General features: G+C 36.0%; 16 protein-coding genes and 1 pseudogene. 8 read left to right on the top strand and 9 right to left on the bottom strand.

Annotation, left to right across the window (positions count from 1 at the left end; genetic code table 11):
- Window positions 1-249: 249 nt before the first annotated feature.
- On the bottom strand, window positions 250-957 hold the full coding sequence (locus tag P8M54_RS00310; protein ID WP_300283713.1) for a hypothetical protein: 708 nt from the start codon (window positions 955-957) through the stop codon (window positions 250-252).
- A gap of 101 nt (window positions 958-1,058) precedes the next feature.
- On the opposite strand from P8M54_RS00310, the gene P8M54_RS00305 reads away from it, so the two are divergent.
- Window positions 1,059-2,096, top strand: coding sequence for an aldo/keto reductase (locus tag P8M54_RS00305; protein ID WP_300283711.1), 1,038 nt, complete (start codon window positions 1,059-1,061; stop codon window positions 2,094-2,096).
- A gap of 76 nt (window positions 2,097-2,172) precedes the next feature.
- Here the strand turns inward: P8M54_RS00305 and P8M54_RS00300 are convergent, their stop codons facing one another.
- The 5 genes from P8M54_RS00300 to panC form a co-directional block, all read right to left on the bottom strand.
- Window positions 2,173-4,134 (bottom strand): biosynthetic peptidoglycan transglycosylase, encoded by a 1,962-nt coding sequence (locus tag P8M54_RS00300; protein WP_300283709.1) that lies wholly within the window; start codon window positions 4,132-4,134, stop codon window positions 2,173-2,175.
- Between the two features lie 56 nt (window positions 4,135-4,190).
- Window positions 4,191-5,552, bottom strand: a complete 1,362-nt coding sequence (radA, locus tag P8M54_RS00295) for a DNA repair protein RadA (protein WP_300283706.1) — start codon at window positions 5,550-5,552, stop codon at window positions 4,191-4,193.
- Window positions 5,552-6,700, bottom strand: coding sequence for an alpha/beta hydrolase-fold protein (locus P8M54_RS00290; protein ID WP_300283704.1), 1,149 nt, complete (start codon window positions 6,698-6,700; stop codon window positions 5,552-5,554). Before P8M54_RS00290 ends, radA begins: the two co-directional genes overlap by 1 nt.
- A gap of 176 nt (window positions 6,701-6,876) precedes the next feature.
- Window positions 6,877-7,227 carry an aspartate 1-decarboxylase gene (panD, locus tag P8M54_RS00285; protein WP_300283702.1) on the bottom strand — a complete coding sequence of 117 codons (351 nt, stop codon included), beginning with the start codon at window positions 7,225-7,227 and terminating at the stop codon, window positions 6,877-6,879.
- A gap of 14 nt (window positions 7,228-7,241) precedes the next feature.
- Window positions 7,242-8,120 (bottom strand): pantoate--beta-alanine ligase, encoded by an 879-nt coding sequence (gene panC, locus P8M54_RS00280; protein ID WP_300283700.1) that lies wholly within the window; start codon window positions 8,118-8,120, stop codon window positions 7,242-7,244.
- Window positions 8,121-8,198: 78 nt separating this feature from the next.
- Between panC and P8M54_RS00275 the strand changes: the two genes are divergently transcribed.
- From P8M54_RS00275 to P8M54_RS00245, 7 genes are all read left to right on the top strand, one after another.
- Window positions 8,199-9,002, top strand: coding sequence for a glycogen/starch synthase (locus tag P8M54_RS00275; RefSeq protein ID WP_300283699.1), 804 nt, complete (start codon window positions 8,199-8,201; stop codon window positions 9,000-9,002).
- A gap of 20 nt (window positions 9,003-9,022) precedes the next feature.
- Window positions 9,023-10,663: a DUF4270 domain-containing protein gene (locus P8M54_RS00270; RefSeq protein WP_300283697.1), complete on the top strand. Its 1,641-nt coding sequence runs from the start codon at window positions 9,023-9,025 to the stop codon at window positions 10,661-10,663.
- Between the two features lie 3 nt (window positions 10,664-10,666).
- Window positions 10,667-12,514 carry a glutamine--fructose-6-phosphate transaminase (isomerizing) gene (glmS, locus tag P8M54_RS00265; protein WP_300283695.1) on the top strand — a complete coding sequence of 616 codons (1,848 nt, stop codon included), beginning with the start codon at window positions 10,667-10,669 and terminating at the stop codon, window positions 12,512-12,514.
- A gap of 291 nt (window positions 12,515-12,805) precedes the next feature.
- The gene (locus tag P8M54_RS00260; protein WP_300283693.1) at window positions 12,806-15,631 is read left to right on the top strand and encodes a TonB-dependent receptor; all 2,826 of its coding nucleotides are present in this window, start codon (window positions 12,806-12,808) and stop codon (window positions 15,629-15,631) included.
- A gap of 27 nt (window positions 15,632-15,658) precedes the next feature.
- Entirely contained in the window at window positions 15,659-17,194 is a 1,536-nt protein-coding gene (locus tag P8M54_RS00255; protein ID WP_300283692.1) for a G-D-S-L family lipolytic protein, read from the top strand.
- A gap of 242 nt (window positions 17,195-17,436) precedes the next feature.
- Window positions 17,437-18,948, top strand: a complete 1,512-nt coding sequence (gene atpD / locus P8M54_RS00250) for a F0F1 ATP synthase subunit beta (protein WP_300283691.1) — start codon at window positions 17,437-17,439, stop codon at window positions 18,946-18,948.
- 81 nt (window positions 18,949-19,029) lie between these two features.
- Complete coding sequence (locus tag P8M54_RS00245; protein ID WP_300283690.1) at window positions 19,030-19,311, top strand: F0F1 ATP synthase subunit epsilon; 282 nt, start codon at window positions 19,030-19,032, stop codon at window positions 19,309-19,311.
- 47 nt (window positions 19,312-19,358) lie between these two features.
- Here P8M54_RS00245 and P8M54_RS00240 read toward each other — a convergent pair whose 3' ends face one another.
- The 3 genes and pseudogenes from P8M54_RS00240 to P8M54_RS00230 form a co-directional block, all read right to left on the bottom strand.
- Complete coding sequence (locus P8M54_RS00240) at window positions 19,359-19,901, bottom strand: GNAT family N-acetyltransferase (RefSeq protein WP_300283688.1); 543 nt, start codon at window positions 19,899-19,901, stop codon at window positions 19,359-19,361.
- 53 nt (window positions 19,902-19,954) lie between these two features.
- Window positions 19,955-21,514, bottom strand: coding sequence for a phosphatase PAP2 family protein (locus P8M54_RS00235; RefSeq protein WP_300283686.1), 1,560 nt, complete (start codon window positions 21,512-21,514; stop codon window positions 19,955-19,957).
- A 1-nt stretch (window position 21,515) separates the two neighbouring features.
- A pseudogene (locus P8M54_RS00230) lies at window positions 21,516-22,013 on the bottom strand (hypothetical protein); the annotation flags it as partial.

Raw genomic sequence — 22,013 nt, 5'->3', positions numbered from 1 at the left:
TAAACAAAAAGCTCTCTGTTTTATTGGAGAGCTTTTGTTTAATTAAATTTATGGTTTAAAATTCGTTTCAGGTAGTAAATTATAATGCCTAAAATAGGGAATAGTATTATTGTAAATAACCAAAAAAGCAGCTTATATTTTGTCTCTTTTTTTACAATTTGCGATGCAGTAAATAACAAGATTACTGTATAAACCAAAATAGCTATAATAATTGATAAAGAACTTATTTTGCCCATGATTTTAATTTATTTAACTACAACACCATGCTATAGTTGATACGCATAAACTACTTTCCCAAGCACAAGAAGTTTCCGCTTGCAAACTTAGAAGTTTACATCCGTTAAGATCACCACTGTGGATAGCATCATTAGCGTTATATTCCAGGTTAGACAAAGATGCGGCTTTATTAGCTCCTATACCTGCAGAGTAGTAAGTATTCCACACAGAACAACCACCTTGAATTTTAGAGACATTGTCAAGTATTAATTTGGTGTCAATTTTTTCTTGTTCATTACTGTTGTCATTAATGACAAATAACATCAGAATTACAGCATCGCTATCTAAAAATACAGTATTATTATCTTTTACAAAGCCTTTGTAATTTGGGGTATAAATATACGGCTGATTATTAATCATTTTTAACTTATAGTTTTGGTTATTATTTAAAAAAATCATATTATTTTTTTTAATAAATTTGTACGAAGATAAATCAATTGATTTGCCAAATAGGTTAAAATTTCTAAATGTTTCAAAGTGATAAATTGTTTTCGAATTATAATTTTCTGCTACAATCTTGCGTGCTCCTAATTTTATCAAACTTTCATTTATCAAGCTTTTACTAGTTGTTGAAATTAAAATATTTTCGGCTTCATTCTTTTGTTGTTCATTCGAACAAGATGAAAAGAAAGATAAAATTATTAAAATAAATAAAATTTTTAAATGTTCATGTTTTTTCATTTTTTAGTAAGTTTTATATGGTTAATTAATTACAACAAACATATATGTTTTTTTTTATAATTGTTAAAAAATTGTTAAATATTACTCATTATTTTCATTAAATGAAATATACTACACTACCCAATACTGATATAAAAGTCAGTAAAATTTGTTTGGGAACAATGACTTTTGGTCAACAAAACACGGAGGCTGAAGGACACGCTCAAATGGATTATGCCTTAGAGCGCGGAGTCAATTTTTTTGATACTGCCGAAATGTATTCGATCCCTGCTAATGAAAAGACCTACGGAAGCACCGAGAAAATTATAGGAACTTGGTTGAAAAAATCAGGAAAGAGAGACGAAGTTGTTCTAGCGTCTAAGATTGCGGGACCTAATCCCAATTTTACGTACATGCGGGACAGTATCGACTTTTCTCCTAAAAGTATTCAATATGCCTTAGACAATAGTTTAAAGCGATTGCAAACGGATTATTTAGATTTGTATCAATTGCATTGGCCGGAGCGTAAAACAAACACCTTCGGGCAGCGTGCTTTCACCTTGCAAGATGATGAGTGGGAAGATAACATTCACGAAGTGCTCACTACTCTCGATGGGTTTATAAAGGAAGGTAAGATAAAGCACATTGGTTTATCTAACGAAAATGCTTGGGGAATTATGCGTTTTCTCGAAGAAAATAAATACCATAACCTACCAAGAGTCAAAACAATTCAAAATCCATACTCACTTTTAAACCGCTTGTTTGAAAATGCATCTTCTGAAATTTGTGCTCGCGAAAACGTAGGTTTATTGGCTTATTCTCCAATGGGATTTGGGGTTTTATCTGGTAAGTTCCTAACAGGCGAAAGCCATCCTAAAGCGAGATTGAGTTTGTTTCCCCAGTATTCAAGATACAGTAGTGGGCAATCTCAAGCAGCAACAAAGCTATACCATGAAATTGCTGTTAAAAATGGTTTGACTTTAACGGAGTTGGCTTTGGCCTTTATTGAGCAACAACCTTTTTTGACAAGTACCATTATTGGTGCGACGACTTTAAAGCAGTTAAAGGAGAATATTGATACGATTAATGTCACCCTTTCGGAGGATGTTTTAAAAGCGATAAATGGAGTACAAGCGATAATTCCGGATCCGGCACCTTAACTATAAAATGTAATTACTGTTAAAAAAGCTCCGTTATTTAAGTGTAACGGAGCTTTTTTTATGCTCATTATAACGGTTAAAAATCAAACTCATCACTTATTCCGAGGGAGTCTACAGCTGTAGTATCGCGTACTTTTACTTTAATTAGCGATTTTGCAGGACCGGTAATGTACAAGGGTTGCGTTTTATAAATAGTGTCTTCGATTGGGAGTAGTCCGCGTCGAATCATCAAATTGGTCAAAAACGACACTTGCTTTGCAGCAAAATCTCTGAGTTGACCTTCATCATTAAATTGAGACATAAATCGCCTTGGACTTGGAATGATGCGTGCTAAAAATAAACATTCATTAAAATTTAAATCAATAGGGCGTTTTTGAAAATAATACTGGCTCGCTTCACCGATGCCGTAAACATTCGGTCCCCATTCTATAATGTTGAAATAAACTTCAAGCATGCGCTCTTTACTAACGATGCGATTGTTTTCCAGAATGTACACCAAAAGGATCTCTTCTAATTTTCGGGAGACTGTTTTTTCTCGCGTCAAAAACACGTTTTTAATTAACTGCATGCTGATGGTACTAGCACCACGAGAAAACTTCTTAGTCTTTATGTTTTTTATGATCGACTGCTTAAACGCTTCGTTAATAAATCCATGATGGGAGTAGAAAGAAGGGTCTTCTGTGGTAAGCACGCACTTCTTTAAATACGGCGCTATTTGATCCATGGTACTATAGTTAGGGTTACCATTTCCAACTAAAACGGGACGTTGCACTACGTTATTGATAATCGCTCGATAGATAAATTCCCCATTTAATTTGGTCAAGTTAGCTTGTCCGTACTTGGTTATTTTTAAGTTCTCTTTTTTTAGATTGCTATCAAAAATAAGCGCGTTAGGATTGTTTTTGTTGAATTCAAATTGGAGCAAATAAGCAAAAGTGCCTTCGGCTTCCATTCCTTGAAAATTAGTAAACAATCCATCAGGAAGTGAACTGATGAAGTCTTGCGCTTTAGTATTGGGGATTTGCACTTTTAATTTATAAATGGTGTCTTCCTCTGTTTGATATTCTAAATAAGGATGAAATTTTACCTTATTGAATTGTACAGTTGAACTGCTGTCAATGGATACAAAACTGGAGCCGAGTAACAAACGATAATCAAATCGTGCATTTTTAATAACAACGTCCTGGCTTGCTATTTTTTTATGATTAATTTTTAAATTCGCTATTGAAGTATAGCCGTCAATATGTAATTCACCTCCGCTTTTATCTATGTTTTCGATATTTAATCGAATGGAGTCAAAGCTTGAAATTAAGTTGTAACGTTCGTCAAAATACGGAACCTTAATAGCGCCTGTATCGCGATTAAAAAAACGAATGTCTGCCTTTTTATTGCGGGGATCGGCGAAGCCTTTGATTTTCCAGCGCTGTGCAAAAGTGTTCGTTTTTACATTAATTGCTGTCTCCAGCTCTTTATTGGCTAACGTTAATTTTTGAATAGCAATATTTGCCTTTTTTCCATTGTCATCTAATTTGAAGGTAAGGTTTTCAATATTCATATCTGTTGGAACGAGATTTAAAACCTTAGCAATAATCCGATAGGTAAAATCAGCATAATCTCGCTTACCATCTGATGCGGGTTCCTTGCTGTCTCTTTTTAAAAAGGCGGCAAAATTCTTAACGGATCCTTTTTTGGTGAGTTGTACGTAGCCATTTTTAATATGTAAAGTGCCCAATTGAACATCGCCTACGAGTAATTTCCAAAGGTTGATCGACGTGCTCATTTTGTTTATATTGAACAAGGTATCTGCATGATGAGGCGTTAAGGTCATACCTGACAATTGAATGCCCGTCAAACCATCAAAAGCCGCCTCCTTGATGGTAAAAGTGCTGTTGTAATCTCTTTTTATGGTAGCACTCGTTTTGGCTATAGCTTGCTTCAAAAGTGATTCGCGAAAAACAAAAAAGCTAATGATTGCAATAATAATCAGTGCCATAAAAATTTTCAGAAAAAGGAGTATCTTTTGTTTTGAATTTCTCATTGATCAGGGTTCTTTTGCCTAAAGTAGTCTCTTTTTTACTAGTACTAACAGCTCGTTTATCCAAAAAGCATGCTGGCTACATCTTCAATTTTAGTGACAAGTTCTATTTTTATTCCCGTATTTTTCAACGCAATTTTATTGTATTTTGATACAAAAATGGTCGAAAAACCAAGCTTTTCTGCTTCCTGAATACGTTGGTCCACTCTGTTTACCGGACGAATCTCCCCTGAAAGACCTACTTCGCCAGCGAAACAAAAATCTTTATTTACAGGTATATCTTCGTTTGAGGATAAAATAGCAGCTACAACGGCAAGGTCGATGGCAGGATCGTCTACAGAGATTCCACCGGTTATATTTAGAAACACATCTTTGGCGCCAAGCCTAAAGCCAGCTCTTTTTTCAAGAACAGCTAAAATCATATTTAATCTCTTGGCATTGTAGCCGGTCGTACTGCGCTGAGGTGTTCCATAAACCGCCGTGCTCACTAGTGCTTGAATTTCCAGCATTAATGGTCGCATTCCCTCTAAAGTAGACGCTATGGCTGTTCCTGATAACTCTTCATCTTTATGCGAAATTAGTATTTCTGAAGGATTGGATACTTCGCGCAAGCCGCTGCCTAGCATTTCATAGATGCCAATTTCAGCAGTGGAGCCAAATCGGTTTTTTAAAGACCTTAGAATTCGATAAACATGATTTCGGTCGCCTTCAAATTGTAGCACGGTATCAACCATGTGTTCCAGTATTTTGGGTCCAGCAATGGTTCCGTCTTTGGTAATATGACCAATTAATATAACAGGAATATTGGTTTCTTTGGTAAACTTTATCAGCTCAGCGGTAGTTTCCCTAATTTGAGAAATACTGCCGGCAGTGGATTCAATATAATCCGTGTGAAGCGTTTGGATAGAGTCGATAATCACAATCTCAGGTTCAATGGCTTCGATTTGTTTAAAAATATTTTGCGTTTTCGTTTCGGTCAAAATATAGCAATTATCACTCGAAGGAGTAATTCGTTGCGCACGCATTTTGATTTGTTTTTGACTCTCTTCTCCTGAAACATACAGCGTTTTATAGGGCAGTTTTAGTGATATTTGAAGTAAAAGAGTGCTTTTTCCTATTCCGGGTTCGCCACCAAGCAGGATGAGCGATCCGGGTACAATTCCGCCTCCTAAAACACGGTTTAACTCACCGTCAGTAGTGTCCATTCGAATTTCTTCTGTCGCATCAATTTCGGTAATTTTCAAGGGTTTTGGAGCACGACTTGAAGGTGTTGGTTCGCTTTTCCAAGCGACTTTTTCTTGCTTCTGAATAATTTCTTCAGCAATGGTATTCCATTCTTTGCAAGCATTGCATTGTCCTTGCCATTTGGCATAGGAGGTACCGCAACTTTGACAGAAAAAGGTGGTTTTTACTTTTGCCATTATTTTTTGATAGTTTGACCTTTCATGTCATCATATTTGTTGTACATCATCTCTTTGGTTAAATCACCTATTTCCTCTAATTGAGAGGCGCGCTGGTACTTCGCTGCTGCCTTTTTAGCATCGCCTTGCTTTTCGTACATAAGTCCAAGTTCGTACGAAGCCAACATGGATTTGGGATAGTTTTTATTAGCAAGATCAGCGAGTTTGTCTAACTCATCGTATGCTTTGTTTTTTAAGATAGCGGCTTCGATTGCCTTGAAATCGTTGATTCGTACCGGAATTTTTAGTCCTAATTTATTTTCAATTAAGGTGTACTTTGTGGTTAAGTAATCTACGTAACCGCTTTTTAATACGACAATTTTTTCGGTAAATTCGGTTGAAGAAATTGGTTTATAAGAACCAAATATTTGATAAAGTGCTTCGGGAATCGAATAAAGAACAAGGGAATAGTGAGACGCATTTGAGAATGAACTGTATTTATAATCTACTAATGGATTAGTGATTGCTTTTAGACTTTTATCCAATTGCTCAACCGGTTCGCGAAGTTGTCTAATGTCCCCATCAGCTGAGGATTGATAGTAAAAAAGCTGTTTTTTGGTATTGGTTAAGCTCGACGTAATTTGATCATTTATTCCGGGCGCCAGCTCTGGGCTTAAGGATATGTAAGCGTTGAATAAAGGATTTTCTTTCAAGAGATAAAAGTTTAAAAATCCAGCTGTTGTATCATGTCCGGCAATTATTCTAAAGGGAGCTACACGGTATTTTTGTTCAATATAGGGCATTAATTCCCCGCCAATAAATTCAAAAAACTGCGATGCTCTTCTAGTAGGTAAACCTTCGGTTGGGTCAAAAGCACAATCTTCTTCTCTTTCGTTATTTCGATTTTGGCTTATGCCAATGATAATCGTTTCTGGCAAATCATCCCAATAGGCACCATAATTCAAAGCACCGTAAAAGGGATCAAATAAGTACTCGCCGTCGAATAAAATCAGGATTGGATATCTTTTGGAAGTATTGTTTTCATAGGAGGCAGGCAAACCAATAGTAATTTGTCGTTTTTCTCCAAGTTTTTTAGAGTCAAATGATTCAACGCTCTTTTGTGCAAACATTGAAAGCGAAAAAAAAAGTAAGAGTAGGCTGTGTTTCATAGTAGTACTGTTTTTTGGGGTTTAGTAGGGCTATAATAGTACAGCAAGATACTTATTTATTTTCTAAAATAAACAACTAGCCATTATTTCCAAGCGTTAAAGGATGTCTGGTTTAAACAAAAAATGCTCCAACATACGACTGTATATTGGAGCAAGATAACTATAGTTGCAATTCTTTAGGTTAAAGAATTATCGTTTTCGTTTGGGAAAATAATCCATGGCTTGAAAGTTTTTGCTTCTTCAAAATCCATGCTGGCGTAGGAGATAATAATAATGATATCATCTTTTTGAACTTTTCTAGCGGCAGGACCATTTAAGGTAATCGTACCAGAATTTTTCTCGCCTTTAATTGCGTAGGTGTCAAAACGTTCTCCATTATTGATGTTTACAATTGAAACTTTTTCTCCTTCGATGATATTAGAAGCTTCTAATATATTTTCGTCAATGGTAATACTACCAATGTAATTTAAATCGGCACCCGTAACTTTTACGCGATGAATTTTTGATTTTAAAACTTGAATTTGCATGCTACAAAAGTAAATTAATTTAATGAAATGGTATCAATCAATCGAATATTATTGACAAGAACAGCTATAAAAGCGCGGTATTTTTGATTTGCTATTTTGTTTTCGCAGGGTAGTAAAGTGTGTGCATCTGCGATTTGAAAATATTCTAATTCGAACATTTTATTCGTTTTAAATGTTTCGGTTACCCAAAGCGATACTTCTTCAGCTGTTGTATTTTTGAATTTTTCTTTTGCTTCTGTCAAAATTTCAAAGATTATTTTAGCTTCCTCTCGCTCGGATTTTGATAAGCGCTCGTTTCGAGAACTCATGGCTAATCCGTTTGCTTCTCGGTGAATAGGACAACCAATTACTTTTACGGTTAATTGGGCTTTTTCTACCATTTTTTCCACTATTAATAGTTGCTGATAGTCTTTTTCGCCAAAATAAGCGGTAGTGGGATTCACGATTTCGAACAGTCTTTTAACAATGGTGCCTACGCCGTCAAAATGACCTGGTCGGAACTTACCTTCCATTTGATTTTCTAAACCGTCAAAATTAAATGGTTGGGATAGTATTTTTCCTTCATAGACATCTTCAACTGATGGTGCGTAAATTAAGATATCCGGATTTAAAGCAGCTATTTTTTCTACATCTTGCTCTAATGTTCGAGGGTATTTTAAAAGGTCTTCAGGATTATTGAACTGAGTTGGATTCACAAAAATACTAACAACAGTTATTGCGTTTTCTGCCTGTGATCGTTGCATTAACGATAGGTGTCCGTCGTGTAGTGCACCCATCGTAGGTACAAAACCAACAGTAGAACGAAGAGGTTTAATAGTGTTTAAAAAGTCTATCAAAGCTACTTTTCCGTAGAAAACAGGCATGGTCATTTTATTAAAATTGACTGCAAACATAATATATTAGTTAATAACTGCATAAATTTTTGTAATTTTGCGTGGTTTTTATTACCAATGAATTAAGTAAATTACAATATGAAAGATAAGAGGATATTATATGTATCATCTGAGGTGGTGCCTTACTTGGCTGAAAATGAAGTTTCTCTAATGTCTTATGACGTGCCTAAGATGGTAAATGATCAAGGCGGACAAATTAGAATTTTTATGCCTAGATATGGAAACATAAATGAAAGAAGACATCAATTACATGAGGTAATACGACTTTCGGGTATGAATTTGGTTGTAAATGATTTAGATATGCCTTTAATTATTAAGGTAGCATCGATACCTAAGGAAAGAATTCAGGTGTATTTTATTGATAACGATGAGTATTTCAAACGAAAAGCTACATTCGCTGATGAAGACGGGGTAATGTATCCTGATAATGATGAGCGTGCCATCTTTTTTGCAAAGGGTGTGGTTGAAACAGTTAAGAAATTAAATTGGGTTCCTGATATTATACACGTTCATGGATGGATGGCAGCTATGCTTCCAATATACATGAAGCATTTTTATAAAAACGAAGCTTTATTTTCGGATACTAAAATCGTAACTTCTGTTTACAGTCAATCATTTGAAGGAACTTTAGATGTAGAAATGATAAATAAGATAAAGTTAGATGGTATTCCAGAAGAAGTGGTTCCATACATTGCCACTCCTGACTATGACAGTATAATGAAGTCTACTATTAATCATTCTGATGCAGTTATAATAGCCTCTGAAGGACTTTCTGCAAGTTTAACAAAATTTATAGAGTCTTCAGGAAAACCTTTTTTACCTTTCGTCCCTAAAGACACTTTCGCTGAGGCGTACACTGTTTTTTATAATGAAATGCTTTAAAATTAACTTTTATTTCCAGTATGTATACTAAATTTTTTAAGACAATTCTTCTAGTCGCAACGGGTCTTTTTTTAAATTCTTGTGATAAGGATTACAACTCCATCGGTGGTGATTTAATTGGTGGTAATAATTTCGATTTAAGCAAATATACCTCGCAAGTGGTTGCATACAATCAAAAAATTGGACCTATAGAGTCCAGTAATTTGCCAGTAAATGCGTTAGGCGTTTATAGTAATGGTCCGTTTGGAACCACGACTGCTAACTTCGCAACTCAGGTAACCTTAGAAGCTGTTAAGCCAACAATTGGAGTTAATCCCGTCATTGAAAGTGTTGTTTTAACAATACCCTACTTTAGTACGTTGAAATCAACTGAAGCTTCAACTGGTAATAATACTTATACTTTAGATTCTATTTATGGTGGTGGTAAAATTAAATTAAGTGTTTATGAGTCGGGTTTTGCCATGCAAAGATTAGACCCCAACAATTCTTTTCAGGCACAGAAGTATTATACCGATCAAAATTCAATTTTTGATGCAAATAAAATAGGGAATCGATTGAATGATGATATGGATCCAGCCCAAAATGAAGCCTTCTTTTTTAGTCCTGAAGAGTACAGAGAGACTAAAATTGTTGATACCAAAGAAACCGTAACACGTACCGCTCCTGGAATGCGTCTAAATTTAAATAAGACTTTTTTTAAGACTAATATAATTGATGCAGCAGCTTCAGGAAATTTAGCTACTAATGATGTTTTTAGAAATTATTTTAGAGGATTGTATTTCAAAGTAGAAAAAATTAGCGGTGTAGAAAGTCAGATGGCAATGTTAAATTTTGCTGCTGGAAAAATCACTATTAATTACAAGGAGGATTCTACTGATCCCGTTAAAGCTGGTGATCCTATTGTTCGTTTAGATAAATCTATTGTAATTAATTTAACGGGTACTACTGTAAATTTATTAAATGATACGGATAGCGCATCTTATAGTAATGTGTTTGCTTCCTCGAATGCAACCACTGGTGATGCTAAATTACATTTAAAAGGAGGCGAAGGATCGCTAGCTGTTATTGAACTTTTTAGTAAAACCGATGTGCGTGGATTTGACTCAAATGGAAATCCTACTAATGTACCAAATGGTGTTAGCGATGAACTAGATGATTTAAGATATCCTGCAGACGGTAAGAAGTTGCTAATTAACGAAGCAAATTTAGTTTTTCATATCGATGCCGCCGCAATGGCTGGAGCTAAAGAACCAAATAGAGTGTATTTATACGATTTAACCCATAGTCAATCAATACTTGATTATAAAGTTGATGGTACTTCAGGTACAAAAGCCCAAAATGGTAAATTTATTTACAGCGGTTTTATTAAAAAAGAGGCTGTTACTGATGGACGGGGTCAAACTTACAAAGTGAGGTTAACCAATCAGATACGAAATTTAATTAAAAATGCTGATTCAACTAACGTGAAATTAGGACTTGTAGTGACAGGGGATATTAATAATTCTACTTCTGCTAGTTTGCGTACAGCTAAGCCACTTTTTTCAAAGGCACCAAGAGCTTCTGTAATTACGCCATTAGGGACAGTCTTGTATGGTAATAATGTAGCTGATGAAGCTAAAAAATTGAAGTTAGAAATTTATTACACTAAATCTAATAATTAAAATATGTGTGGAATAGTTGGATATATCGGATATAGAGAAGCATATCCTATTGTTATAAAAGGGCTAAAGCGTTTAGAGTATAGAGGATACGACAGTGCGGGAGTAATGGTGTATGATGGCAACGCAATAAAACTTTGTAAGACAAAAGGGAAAGTTGCTGATTTAGAGGAGAAAGCCATTAAGGAAGTAGCTATGAATGGTACGATTGGTATTGGTCATACAAGATGGGCTACTCATGGTGTTCCAAATGACGTTAATTCGCACCCACATTTTTCTAATTCAGGAGATTTGGTTATTATACACAATGGTATTATTGAAAATTATGCTCCGTTGAAAGAAGAGTTGATGAAGAGGGGGTATATCTTTCATTCAGATACTGACACGGAAGTTTTAGTTAATCTTATTGAAGAAATTCAAAAACAAGAAGGAACAAAGTTAGGTAAAGCGGTTCAAATTGCTTTGAATCAAGTAGTAGGTGCTTACGCAATTGCTGTTTTTGATAAAAAAAACCCTGACGAACTAGTGGCTGCTCGTTTAGGTAGTCCCTTAGCTATAGGAATTGGAGAAGGAGAGTATTTTGTTGCTTCTGACGCATCTCCTTTTATAGAGTATACCTCGAATGCGGTATATTTAGAAGATGGTGAAATGGCAATTATCCGTTTACATAAATCGATGAAGGTTAGAAACATAAAAGACGACTCTCTAGTTGATCCTTATATTCAAGAACTTCAAATGAACTTGGAGCAAATTGAAAAAGGAGGTTACGACCACTTTATGTTAAAAGAAATCTACGAGCAACCAAGTGTCATAAAAGATACCTATAGAGGTAGATTGCATGCTAATAAAGGAATTGTTCAAATGGCAGGTGTTGAGGACAATCTGGAAAAATTCCTTAATGCTGACCGAATTATTATTGTGGCTTGCGGTACTTCATGGCATGCTGGATTAGTAGCGGAGTATGTTTTTGAAGAGTTTACAAGAATTCCTGTAGAGGTTGAATACGCATCTGAATTCCGATATAGAAACCCTATTATAAATAGTAAAGATGTTGTTATTGCCATATCTCAGTCAGGAGAGACTGCTGATACCATGGCGGCTATTAAATTAGCTAAAGAAAACGGTGCTTTTGTTTTTGGAGTATGTAATGTCGTTGGGTCTTCTATATCAAGAGAAACTCACGCAGGTGCATACACACATGCAGGTCCGGAGATTGGGGTGGCTTCAACGAAAGCATTTACAACACAAATTACAGTCTTAACGATGATTGCATTGCGTTTAGCTAAGGCTAAAGGAACATTGTCGCAATCTGATTTCCACATGTACTTACAAGAATTAGATTTAATTCCTGAAAAGGTAAAAGAAGCTTTAGAAACTAATGATATAACTAAAGAAATTGCCGCTACTTTTAAAGATGCGCCAAATTGTTTGTATTTAGGTCGAGGCTATAACTTTCCAGTAGCCTTAGAAGGAGCGTTAAAGTTAAAAGAAATATCATATATTCATGCCGAAGGCTATCCAGCTGCAGAAATGAAACATGGTCCAATTGCTTTGATTGACGAAAGCATGCCTGTTGTTGTAATTGCCCCAAAAATGGGTCATTATGATAAAATCGTAAGTAATATTCAAGAAATTAAATCGCGAAGCGGTCGAATAATAGCTGTTGTTACAAAAGGAGATACTCAGGTTAGAGAATTAGCAGATTATGTGATTGAAATCCCAGAGACTTCTGATGCATTGTCGCCATTAATCACAACCATACCTTTACAGTTGTTGTCGTATCACATAGCAGTGTTGAGAGGTTGTAACGTAGACCAGCCAAGAAACTTAGCAAAATCAGTGACTGTGGAATAAGCAGTTTTTATCAATATTTTGAAAGCAAGACCTCGTGTCTTGCTTTTTTTTAAAATTTTTTAAAATTCTTTATTTTTATCATAAATGCATTTTTAAAACCAATTTTATATGTAAGCATAGTATTTTATTGAATTTTAACTTAATTTTTGGTTTTACCGCAAAAATGGTTTATGCTGAATAGTTTATTTTTTTAAATATTTAATTAATGATAATTAAAAAAAAAGCACTTTTTTTTATTAATAGTAAATTTAATTGTACTTTGGTGCCATAAATCAATAAAAACATAACCAAATGAGAGTGCACTTACTTTTTTTATCTTTCTTTTTTTGTTGCATTAGTTTTGCGCAAAACTCTGTTACGGGTTTAGTTACTGATAGTAACAAACTTCCGGTAATAGGGGCTAATATTACAGTCATCGGGGGTGCTGGTGGAGCAGTCACGGATATTGACGGAAAATTTACCTTAAGTACGGCTGTAAAGTTTCCGTTTAAGCTACAGGTAACTAGTATTGGTTTTTCGTCGAAAGAGGTAAACGTTACTTCTGCCAATCAAAAAATCACTGTGATTTTAAAAGAGGAAGACAATCTTCTTAACGAAATCGTAGTTTCTGCTTCGAGAACTCCGGAGCGTGTGATCGAATCTCCTGTAACCATTGAAAGAATGGGAACAGCCGATATTAAGAAAACAGCTTCAGCTAGTTTTTATGACGGTTTGGAGAACTTAAAAGAGGTACAAATGAATACCAGTAGTTTGTCTTTTAAATCGGTAAATACCCGTGGATTTGCTACAGTTGCGAATACGCGTTTCATGCAATTAGTTGATGGAATGGATAACTCCTCTCCGTTGTTAAACTTTGTATTAGGAAATTTAATTGGTGTGTCTGAAATTGACGTGCAAAGTGTGGAATTATTGCCAGGAGCTTCTTCTGCTTTATACGGTGCTAACGCTTTCAACGGTATTTTATTTATGACTAGTAAAAGTCCATTTACCAGCGAAGGGATTACTGCTTACGCTAAGTTTGGTCAAACAAGCCAAAAGGCAGCTGGAAACAATGATTATGTTGATTACGGAATTCGTATGGCTAAAGCATTTAGTCCAAAACTAGCGATGAAGGCTAACTTTACTTATATGAAAGGTACTGACTGGTATGCGGTAAATTATGACGACAAGACTAGAGCAGGATTGGATAGAAAAAATCCTAGCTATGATGGTATTAACGTTTATGGAGATGAGGCTGTGACGAATATTAGAAACGTAGCTGATCGTTTGTTAGGAGCAAATAAAATTTCTCCAGCTCAAGCTGATGTCTTTAGAGGTATTCTTCCTAATTCTAATGTAACTAGAACGGGTTATAACGAAATCGATTTAACTGATAATAAAGCCAGTAATACTAAAATGGATTTGTCTTTGCATTACAGGCCGTTTGGAAATGAAAATTTAGAAGTAATTGTACAATCTAAATTTGGTTTTGGTAACGCTGTTTACCAAGGAGCTAATAGATATTATTTAAATAATTTTTTCATGCAACAACATAAGTTGGAGTTCAAAGGGAAAAATTTCTTTCTAAGAGGGTATACAACTAGCGAAGATGGAGGACAATCTTATGATATGCTTTTTACTGGTTTAAATATTAATAATAAGTGGAAGGATAACCCTATTTGGTTTGGCGAATATGCAGGTGCATATGTAGCAGCAACATTAGCCGGAGCGCCTAACTCACAAGCTGCGCATGATGCTGCAAGGGCGGTTGCTGATAGAGGAAGGTTTTTACCTGGTACACCAGAGTTTAAATCTGCATTTGCTGCAGTTACTAGTGAGGCTAATGTATTGCAAGGTTCAAAATTGGTAGATAATTCAAAAATCTATCATTCTGATGCTAACTATAATTTCAAAGATTTAATCGAGTTTGCTGAAATCCAAGTAGGTGGATCGTATAGACAATATTCACTTAATTCATTTGGTCGTATCTACACAGATGCTAATGGACCGATTAGATATAATGAATATGGAGCCTACACGCAATTATCTAAAAAGTTAATGGATGACAGATTAAAGTTTACAGGGTCTATTCGTTATGATAAAGCCCAAAACTTTAACGGAAATTATTCTCCTAGAGTATCCTTAGTGTATTCAGGTGGTGAAAGTAGAAAACATAATTTTAGAGGTTCGTTCCAAACTGGCTTTAGAAATCCAACTACTCAGGATCAATACATTGGTTTCAACGTAGGTAATGCTATTTTGTTAGGATCAGCTCCTGATAACTTGACTCGATTTGTAGAAACTAGACCAGTAAATGGAGCTATAGGTCAAGCATTTAATAATGGAAATGCTACAGTTACTATTGATGGAACTAGAGCTTACAATAATTCTTACTTAGCTTCTTCAGTTATTGCTTTCGCTGCAGCTGGAAACCCGGCGTTGCTTAGAAAAACCACAGCTAATCTTGTGAAACCAGAAGAGGTTAAAGCATTTGAATTGGGTTATAGATCTTTTATCAATAAAACATCAATTGATATCAATGGGTATTACAATATTTACAATAATTTTATTGGAAATCTAAATGTTATTTCTCCTTTGTACGGTCAAGCTTTAGATGGTGGTGGTTTAACAAATCCCGAAGGGCCAAAAGCATTACACGCTTTGCAAAACGGTAATACAAGAACTTTTCAATTGTATACGAATACTCCTTTAGAAATTAAATCATTAGGTTTTGGTGTTGGATTGTCCAGAAAAGTATACAAAGATTTTGAAGTTAGTGTGAATTATAATTATGCTGAATTTAATTTCGATCAATCTAAAGATCCTAGTTTCGAAGCTGGATTTAATACACCAAAACACAGAGCAAAAGCTTCTTTTGGTAATGAAAAATTATTTAAAAACTTTGGTTTCAATGTTAGTGGTAGATATAACACTTCGTACTTATGGCAGTCTTCAATGGTTGATGGTGTAATCGATGCTGCTACGGTTATTGATGCTCAAATTAATTATGGTATACCATCTTTAAAATCAACGTTGAAAATAGGAGCTTCAAACATTGCAGGTAAGGAATACGGACAAGTATTAGGAGCTGGTTTGATAGGTCAGCAGTATTTTGCTTCTTGGACAATCAATCCTTAATTTATTAATTCTAAAATTATTAAAACAATGATAAAAAATTTAAAATGGCTGTTATTGGTTTCTTTGACCGTAGTAGCATGTAGTAGTGAGGACAGCGTACAAGTTGAAGCGAATTCTTCTGATGGTTTGCCTCTAACATCGGGTACTGCTAATTTCACAAAATTCGTTTCTTTAGGAAATTCGTTAACTGCTGGGTATTCTGATAATGCTTTATTTGTTGAAGGACAAAAAGTGTCTTACACTAATATTATGGCGCAACAATTTGCCAAAGTTGGTGGAGGAGAATTTAAAATTCCTTTTATGGCGGATAATGTAGGTGGTTTTAAAGTAGGAGGAACAGTTTTTGCAACCGCTAGGTTGGCCTCAACTGGCGGAGGTGCTCCAACAGCAGTGGCTGGTACTCCTTCAACTGAAATACTTACTTCAATTGCTGCTGCAGGGCCCTATAATAATTGTGGTGTTCCGGGAGCTAAAAGTTTTCATTTGTTATCTCCAACCTATGGTAGTCCACTAGGGATAGCAGGAGGAACTGCTAACCCATATTATGTGCGTTTTGCGCCGGCGAATGGGACTACCTCAGTAGTTGCATATGCTGCTGCTCAAGCACCTACTTTCTTCTCCTTATGGATTGGGAATAATGATGTTCTAGGGTATGCAACTACAGGTGGTGATGGATCAAATCCAATAACTCCTTCTGCAGGTCCGGCGGGCGTTGGCTTTGATGCTACTTATGATGCAATTGTTAATACAATGACTTCAGGGGCGAATGCACCTAAAGGTGTAGTTGCTAATATTCCTTATGTGAATACTGTTCCGTTTTTTACATTTATTGCAGCGAATCCAGTCCCTTTAGTGGCAGCACAAGCTGCGCAATTGAATCCATTATTTCAAGGATTGAATGCTATTTTAGCTTCACAAGGCCAGCCAGCTCGCTTTCAATTGTTAACTGCGAGTTCGTCAAATCCACTTTTAATAGCAGATAAAACCTTAACTTTTGATGCAACGGTTTTATTCGCTACAGCTCTTCAAGGTGCACCATTTAATTTTGATGCAGCCACGGCGGGATTTTTGGGTAGTTTGTATGGAAAGTCACGTCATGCAGTGGCGTCGGGAGCTGCTAGAGATTATGTTTTATTGTCTTCTGGAGGTTTAATTGGTACAACACAACCTGGTTTTCCTGCAACTAATAGCACAAGAGGAGTTACATATCCAATGCCAGATAGTGCAATTTTAACAGCAACTGAAGTTGCTATAGTAAAAACAGCTACAGATGCTTACAATGCAAAAATTAGAGCAGTAGCAACTGCCAAAGGATTAGCATTTGTTGACGCTAACGCTTTGTTATCGCAAATTGCTGCATCTGGTGTTTCTGCTAATGGTTTTACAGTTTCGTCATCATTTATTGTAGGTGGTGGGTTCTCAACAGACGGGGTACATCCTTCTCCTAGAGGCTACGCAGTTATTGCTAATAAATTTATTGAGGCGATTAACCTTAAATACGGCTCTAACTTAAAAGGAGTTGATCTTGGGAATTATAGAATATTGTTTCCTAAGTCCTTATAAATTATAAAATTTTATAAAAAACCATCCCAAACGGGATGGTTTTACAATTTATAGAGGTAATGTTTTTGTGCTTTATCTTATATCAAGATGCTATTTTAAGAATGTATTGTTTTTTGTCAAAAAAACTATTGATTTTATATTTTAAAAAATTATCTTTGCACTCTGAAAAAAGCATCCAAACTTGATTTTTTGATTGGATATATTTCATAAACCTAAATAGCTATTTAATAAACACATAAGTAATGTCAAAAGTAATAGGAAAAGTTGCGCAGATCATTGGTCCAGTAGTTGATGTTGTTTTCAACGGAAAAGATGTTGAACTTCCAAAAATTTATGATTCATTAGAAATCACAAAAAAAGATGGTACTTTATTAGTACTTGAAGTACAATCTCACATTGGTGAAAACACAGTTCGTACCATTTCGATGGACTCAACAGATGGTTTGAGTAGAGGTTATGAAGTAATAGGTACTGGAAACCCAATTCAAATGCCAGTTGGAGCAGATGTTTACGGACGTCTTTTCAACGTAATCGGTGATGCTATCGATGGTTTAGGAAACTTGCCAAAGACAGGTGAAAACGGAATGTCAATTCACCGTCAAGCACCTCGATTCGAAGATTTATCAACTTCATCAGAAGTTTTATTCACAGGTATTAAAGTAATCGATTTAATTGAGCCTTACTCAAAAGGGGGTAAAATTGGATTGTTTGGTGGAGCCGGTGTTGGTAAAACAGTATTGATCCAAGAGTTGATTAACAATATCGCAAAAGGTCACGGTGGACTTTCAGTATTCGCAGGAGTAGGAGAAAGAACACGTGAAGGGAATGACTTACTTCGTGAGATGTTAGAGTCAGGAATTATAAAATACGGTGAGGAATTCATGCACTCTATGGAAAATGGAGGATGGGATTTATCTAAAGTAGATATGCCAGGAATGAGAGAGTCTAAAGCTACTTTCGTTTTCGGACAAATGAATGAGCCACCTGGAGCTCGTGCTCGTGTAGCACTTTCAGGATTATCTATCGCTGAGTATTTCCGTGATGGAGCAGGAACTGACCAAGGTAAAGATGTATTATTCTTTGTTGATAATATCTTCCGTTTTACACAAGCAGGTTCTGAGGTTTCGGCACTTTTAGGTCGTATGCCATCTGCAGTAGGATACCAACCAACATTAGCAACCGAAATGGGAGCGATGCAAGAGCGTATCACATCTACAAATAAAGGATCTATTACATCTGTACAAGCTGTTTACGTGCCTGCGGATGATTTAACGGATCCAGCACCAGCAACAACGTTTGCTCACCTTGATGCAACAACAGTATTGTCTCGTAAGATTGCTGAGCTAGGTATTTATCCAGCGGTTGACCCGTTAGATTCTACTTCTCGTATCTTAACACCACAAATTCTTGGTGATGAGCACTACGACTGTGCACAAAGAGTTAAAGAGATTTTACAAAAATACAAGCAATTGCAAGATATTATCGCGATCCTTGGTATGGAAGAATTATCTGAAGAAGATAAATTGTCGGTATCTAGAGCGCGTCGTGTACAACGTTTCTTGTCTCAACCTTTCCACGTAGCGGAGCAGTTTACAGGATTAAAAGGTGTTTTAGTAGATATCAAAGATACTATCAAAGGATTCAACATGATTATTGACGGTGAATTAGATCACTTGCCAGAATCTGCTTTTAACCTTAAAGGTACTATCGAAGAAGCTATCGAAGCAGGAGAAAAAATGTTGGCAGAAGCTTAAAATTAGTTTAAAGTTTAAAAGTTTAAGGTTCACTCGTGACTTTAAACTTTTAACCTTCAAACTTTTAAACTAAAAAGAAATATGTTATTAGAAATAGTTTCACCAGAAGCAACATTATTTAAAGGAGAAGTAACCTCTGTATCTGTACCTGGAGTAGATGGAAATTTCCAAATGTTAAATAATCACGCGCCTATAGTTTCTTTATTACAGCAAGGAGTTGTGAGCATTGTGGCACCTAGCTTTACATTCAGTAAAGAAGTGGCTGGTATGTTTACTAAAGTTAATGAGCAAAATTACACATTAACTATTTCTTCTGGAACTATTGAAATGAAGGATAATAAAATAATTGTTTTAGCTGATTAAAGCAGTTTAGAATAGATAAAAAGCCAAACAGTAATGTTTGGCTTTTTTTATGTCCAATCCCAACGGATTATACTCCATGTTATGCCGTCAGCGGTGTAGCTTATGCTATCTTGGAAACCAACCGCTTTGTGAGCTTCAATAGAACGCTTGTTCTGTAACGATACTTCTGTAAAAACACAATTGTACTCGGATTGGAGTTCTGCCTTAAAATAAGCGTACATACCTTTAAACAGACCTTGCTGTCTGTATTTTTTATGGATGCATATCTGTCCCATTATCACATACTTTTCATTTTTAAATACGAGTTTATCTATTCTTTCAAACATTGGTATAAGCATTTTAATTTCCTTTCTAAAAGTAGTCAACATTACTAATGCAAAACCAACTACATTTTCATTCTCTTTCACAAGAATATGTGCGCATGCCCTATTCATTTTTTCTAGTAAGGCAATAGAGTGTTGCACACTTACAAAACCTTCCTGATTTTTTTCTTCAAGCGGTAGTGAGTCAGTATGATTTTTAACTTGTAATGCTATAATTTGTTCCAACTCTTCCCTAGAAGTTGCTCTTTTGTATTTTATTGAATGCATTTATGACTCTTTTTATAGAAAATTAATTTAAGAAACAAAATGCGGAAGACGCTCTAATTTTCGGCGCCATCATTCGCCGCTCTGTCAAGTGCAAATTGGGCTACTTTTTTGCCAAGTTGCATACCTTTCTCGCAATCACTTCGATAGTGGATGGCCCCATACAACCGAGAGTTGGATGCTTCTGTGGCCATCGCTTCATAAACGTTCTTTTTAGAAGGTATAATGTGAGACAACACTTCACTTGCGGCAGCACTAAAAGTTGAATGGCCAGAGACGTAAGCAGGAAAATTAGGCACTCCTGTAGTTGTTTTTATAGATGGGTCTACTTGTGACGGTCGTGGGTTAAAATAGGTATATTTAGCATCCCAGCAACTTATAGCTGCATCCATCATTGCAATATTTAGTAAAGCCATGTTTCTTGCCCATCTTACTTCACTGTAGTTGAGCTCGACGAACGATTCAGTGGCTATCGCGTTCCAATGTCCCGGTGGAGTATAAGTCCCAACGCCGTCTGCCCAAATAGTTACAATTTGCATTTGTTCTCGCGAACGACTTCGGCTATAATTTTTGACTTCGGCTAGTTCAGTGGCAAAAGCAGAGGATTTTGTTAAAGGTGGCGGTGGAGGACGGTTAGCCAAGACATCCGCTGGAGTCATCAAAAAAGATTTTACTTTTCCGAAAAGGGGCAACATAGGAGGTCTAATAGGGAGCTCTATTGACTTCCAAGGCATTTCACCCCTTGCAGCAGTTTGAGTTTCTAAAGCTGCCCATATTGCTGGGGTGCCAATTGCCGCTCCTGCACCATCAGTAGAAGCTCGTGCAATGAATTTATAGGCTACTTTTTGTCCCAGGCTAATGCCTGCATCTATATCGGATCGAACATTGGCACCACTCAAAATGCGAAAAGTCTTTTCTTCATCTGCTTTCTGAGAAATGAAGGCGATTTCAGTAGGGAAGAGTAACTTTAACAATTCGACAGTCACGCCAGCAACAACAGCATCTTCAGAAGGATAAGACGGTAGTTTACTTTGAGGTACTAATAACTGTATCGAATTGTCAATGGTATATGGCGAGGTGCGATTGTATAATTTTTTATAATACCATGCAGCAATTAACGCGTCATATTGTGCCGCACTCACATAGGCAAAAGCACGCGCTGCATAAGGTGGATTGGAAAACGGGAATTGTGGGTAGGCAAAAGGATTGGTTCCTGAGGGCGTGGGATAGCTCCCGTCTTCATTTTGATAAGGTGGTCGATTGTGCTTAGCTACGAGTGTACGCATAATTTCATTCCAACGTAAGACCGCGCCTGCTTTCCAATAATTAATTATCTTTTTTTGCTCCTCGGTAATTGCAAGCTGAAAACTTTTTACTTCATTAATTTCGCGTTTGTATTCTTGGGAGTCGGTTGGCACAGGTGGATTTACAGGAAATTCGTCAGGTGTATTCAGTAAATAAGGCTTCCAAGACCCTGCTTCCAAGTCGATATTGGTAGGATTCAATGTTGGAAATTGCTCGCTACGATCTAGTAAATCATCGTTACAAGCATGGACGAGGAAAAGAGACAAAAGTAAAAGGGACTTTACAATTATATTTTGAATAGTAGTTTTCATATTAATCGTTTTCTTTTTTAAAGTTTACTGCATAAAATAGTCCAGCATAAAAAGTTGTTGTTTTTCCAACATTTCGTCCAGCGACAGTCGAATTGCAACCGCTTACAATGGCTAGCTGAGGGATGTTTTTAAAAGTATACTTTGAATGCGCACCTATTTTAAAGGCATTCATTTTGTTGCTTGGAAATGGCATATTGTTTACGGTGATGTCAAAACCTCCTGATTGAGTAACTGAATTGTCAATAGTAAGTTCAGCAATTAAACGATTAGAGCGGTACCCTGCTCTTACATTCAAATTAATTAGGTCAGGCATATTAACTTTGTTTGTGTAATGCATACTAGTTGTATAATAGGTGTTTCTATCAATGGTACTATTGGCTCTTTTGCTATAAGAACTAGAAATTGTCGAAAAAAAGTGATTGATTTTAAGATCTCCCATTAATCGTATTGTACCGGTTTGGCTTTGTAGCCCTAGGCTCAAGGGTAAATAATCAGCGGT

The organism is Flavobacterium sp., assembly GCF_029242675.1.
In the GTDB taxonomy this organism is placed as follows: Bacteria; Bacteroidota; Bacteroidia; order Flavobacteriales; family Flavobacteriaceae; genus Flavobacterium.
Note: the sequence above shows the minus strand (reverse complement) of the source record. Positions and strands in the feature narration are given on the sequence as shown.

Bases quoted from the DNA above. Each gene is read 5' to 3' on its own strand.
- P8M54_RS00290 (WP_300283704.1), bottom strand. From the start codon at position 6,700: ATGAAACACAGCCTACTCTTACTTTTTTTTTCGCTTTCAATGTTTGCA.
- glmS (WP_300283695.1), top strand. From the start codon at position 10,667: ATGTGTGGAATAGTTGGATATATCGGATATAGAGAAGCATATCCTATT.
- P8M54_RS00245 (WP_300283690.1), top strand. From the start codon at position 19,030: ATGTTATTAGAAATAGTTTCACCAGAAGCAACATTATTTAAAGGAGAA.
- P8M54_RS00310 (WP_300283713.1), bottom strand. From the start codon at position 957: ATGAAAAAACATGAACATTTAAAAATTTTATTTATTTTAATAATTTTA.
- panC (WP_300283700.1), bottom strand. From the start codon at position 8,120: ATGTTTGCAGTCAATTTTAATAAAATGACCATGCCTGTTTTCTACGGA.
- P8M54_RS00260 (WP_300283693.1), top strand. From the start codon at position 12,806: ATGAGAGTGCACTTACTTTTTTTATCTTTCTTTTTTTGTTGCATTAGT.
- radA (WP_300283706.1), bottom strand. From the start codon at position 5,552: ATGGCAAAAGTAAAAACCACCTTTTTCTGTCAAAGTTGCGGTACCTCC.
- P8M54_RS00270 (WP_300283697.1), top strand. From the start codon at position 9,023: ATGTATACTAAATTTTTTAAGACAATTCTTCTAGTCGCAACGGGTCTT.
- P8M54_RS00240 (WP_300283688.1), bottom strand. From the start codon at position 19,901: ATGCATTCAATAAAATACAAAAGAGCAACTTCTAGGGAAGAGTTGGAA.
- P8M54_RS00275 (WP_300283699.1), top strand. From the start codon at position 8,199: ATGAAAGATAAGAGGATATTATATGTATCATCTGAGGTGGTGCCTTAC.
- panD (WP_300283702.1), bottom strand. From the start codon at position 7,227: ATGCAAATTCAAGTTTTAAAATCAAAAATTCATCGCGTAAAAGTTACG.
- P8M54_RS00300 (WP_300283709.1), bottom strand. From the start codon at position 4,134: ATGAGAAATTCAAAACAAAAGATACTCCTTTTTCTGAAAATTTTTATG.
- P8M54_RS00255 (WP_300283692.1), top strand. From the start codon at position 15,659: ATGATAAAAAATTTAAAATGGCTGTTATTGGTTTCTTTGACCGTAGTA.
- atpD (WP_300283691.1), top strand. From the start codon at position 17,437: ATGTCAAAAGTAATAGGAAAAGTTGCGCAGATCATTGGTCCAGTAGTT.
- P8M54_RS00235 (WP_300283686.1), bottom strand. From the start codon at position 21,514: ATGAAAACTACTATTCAAAATATAATTGTAAAGTCCCTTTTACTTTTG.
- P8M54_RS00305 (WP_300283711.1), top strand. From the start codon at position 1,059: ATGAAATATACTACACTACCCAATACTGATATAAAAGTCAGTAAAATT.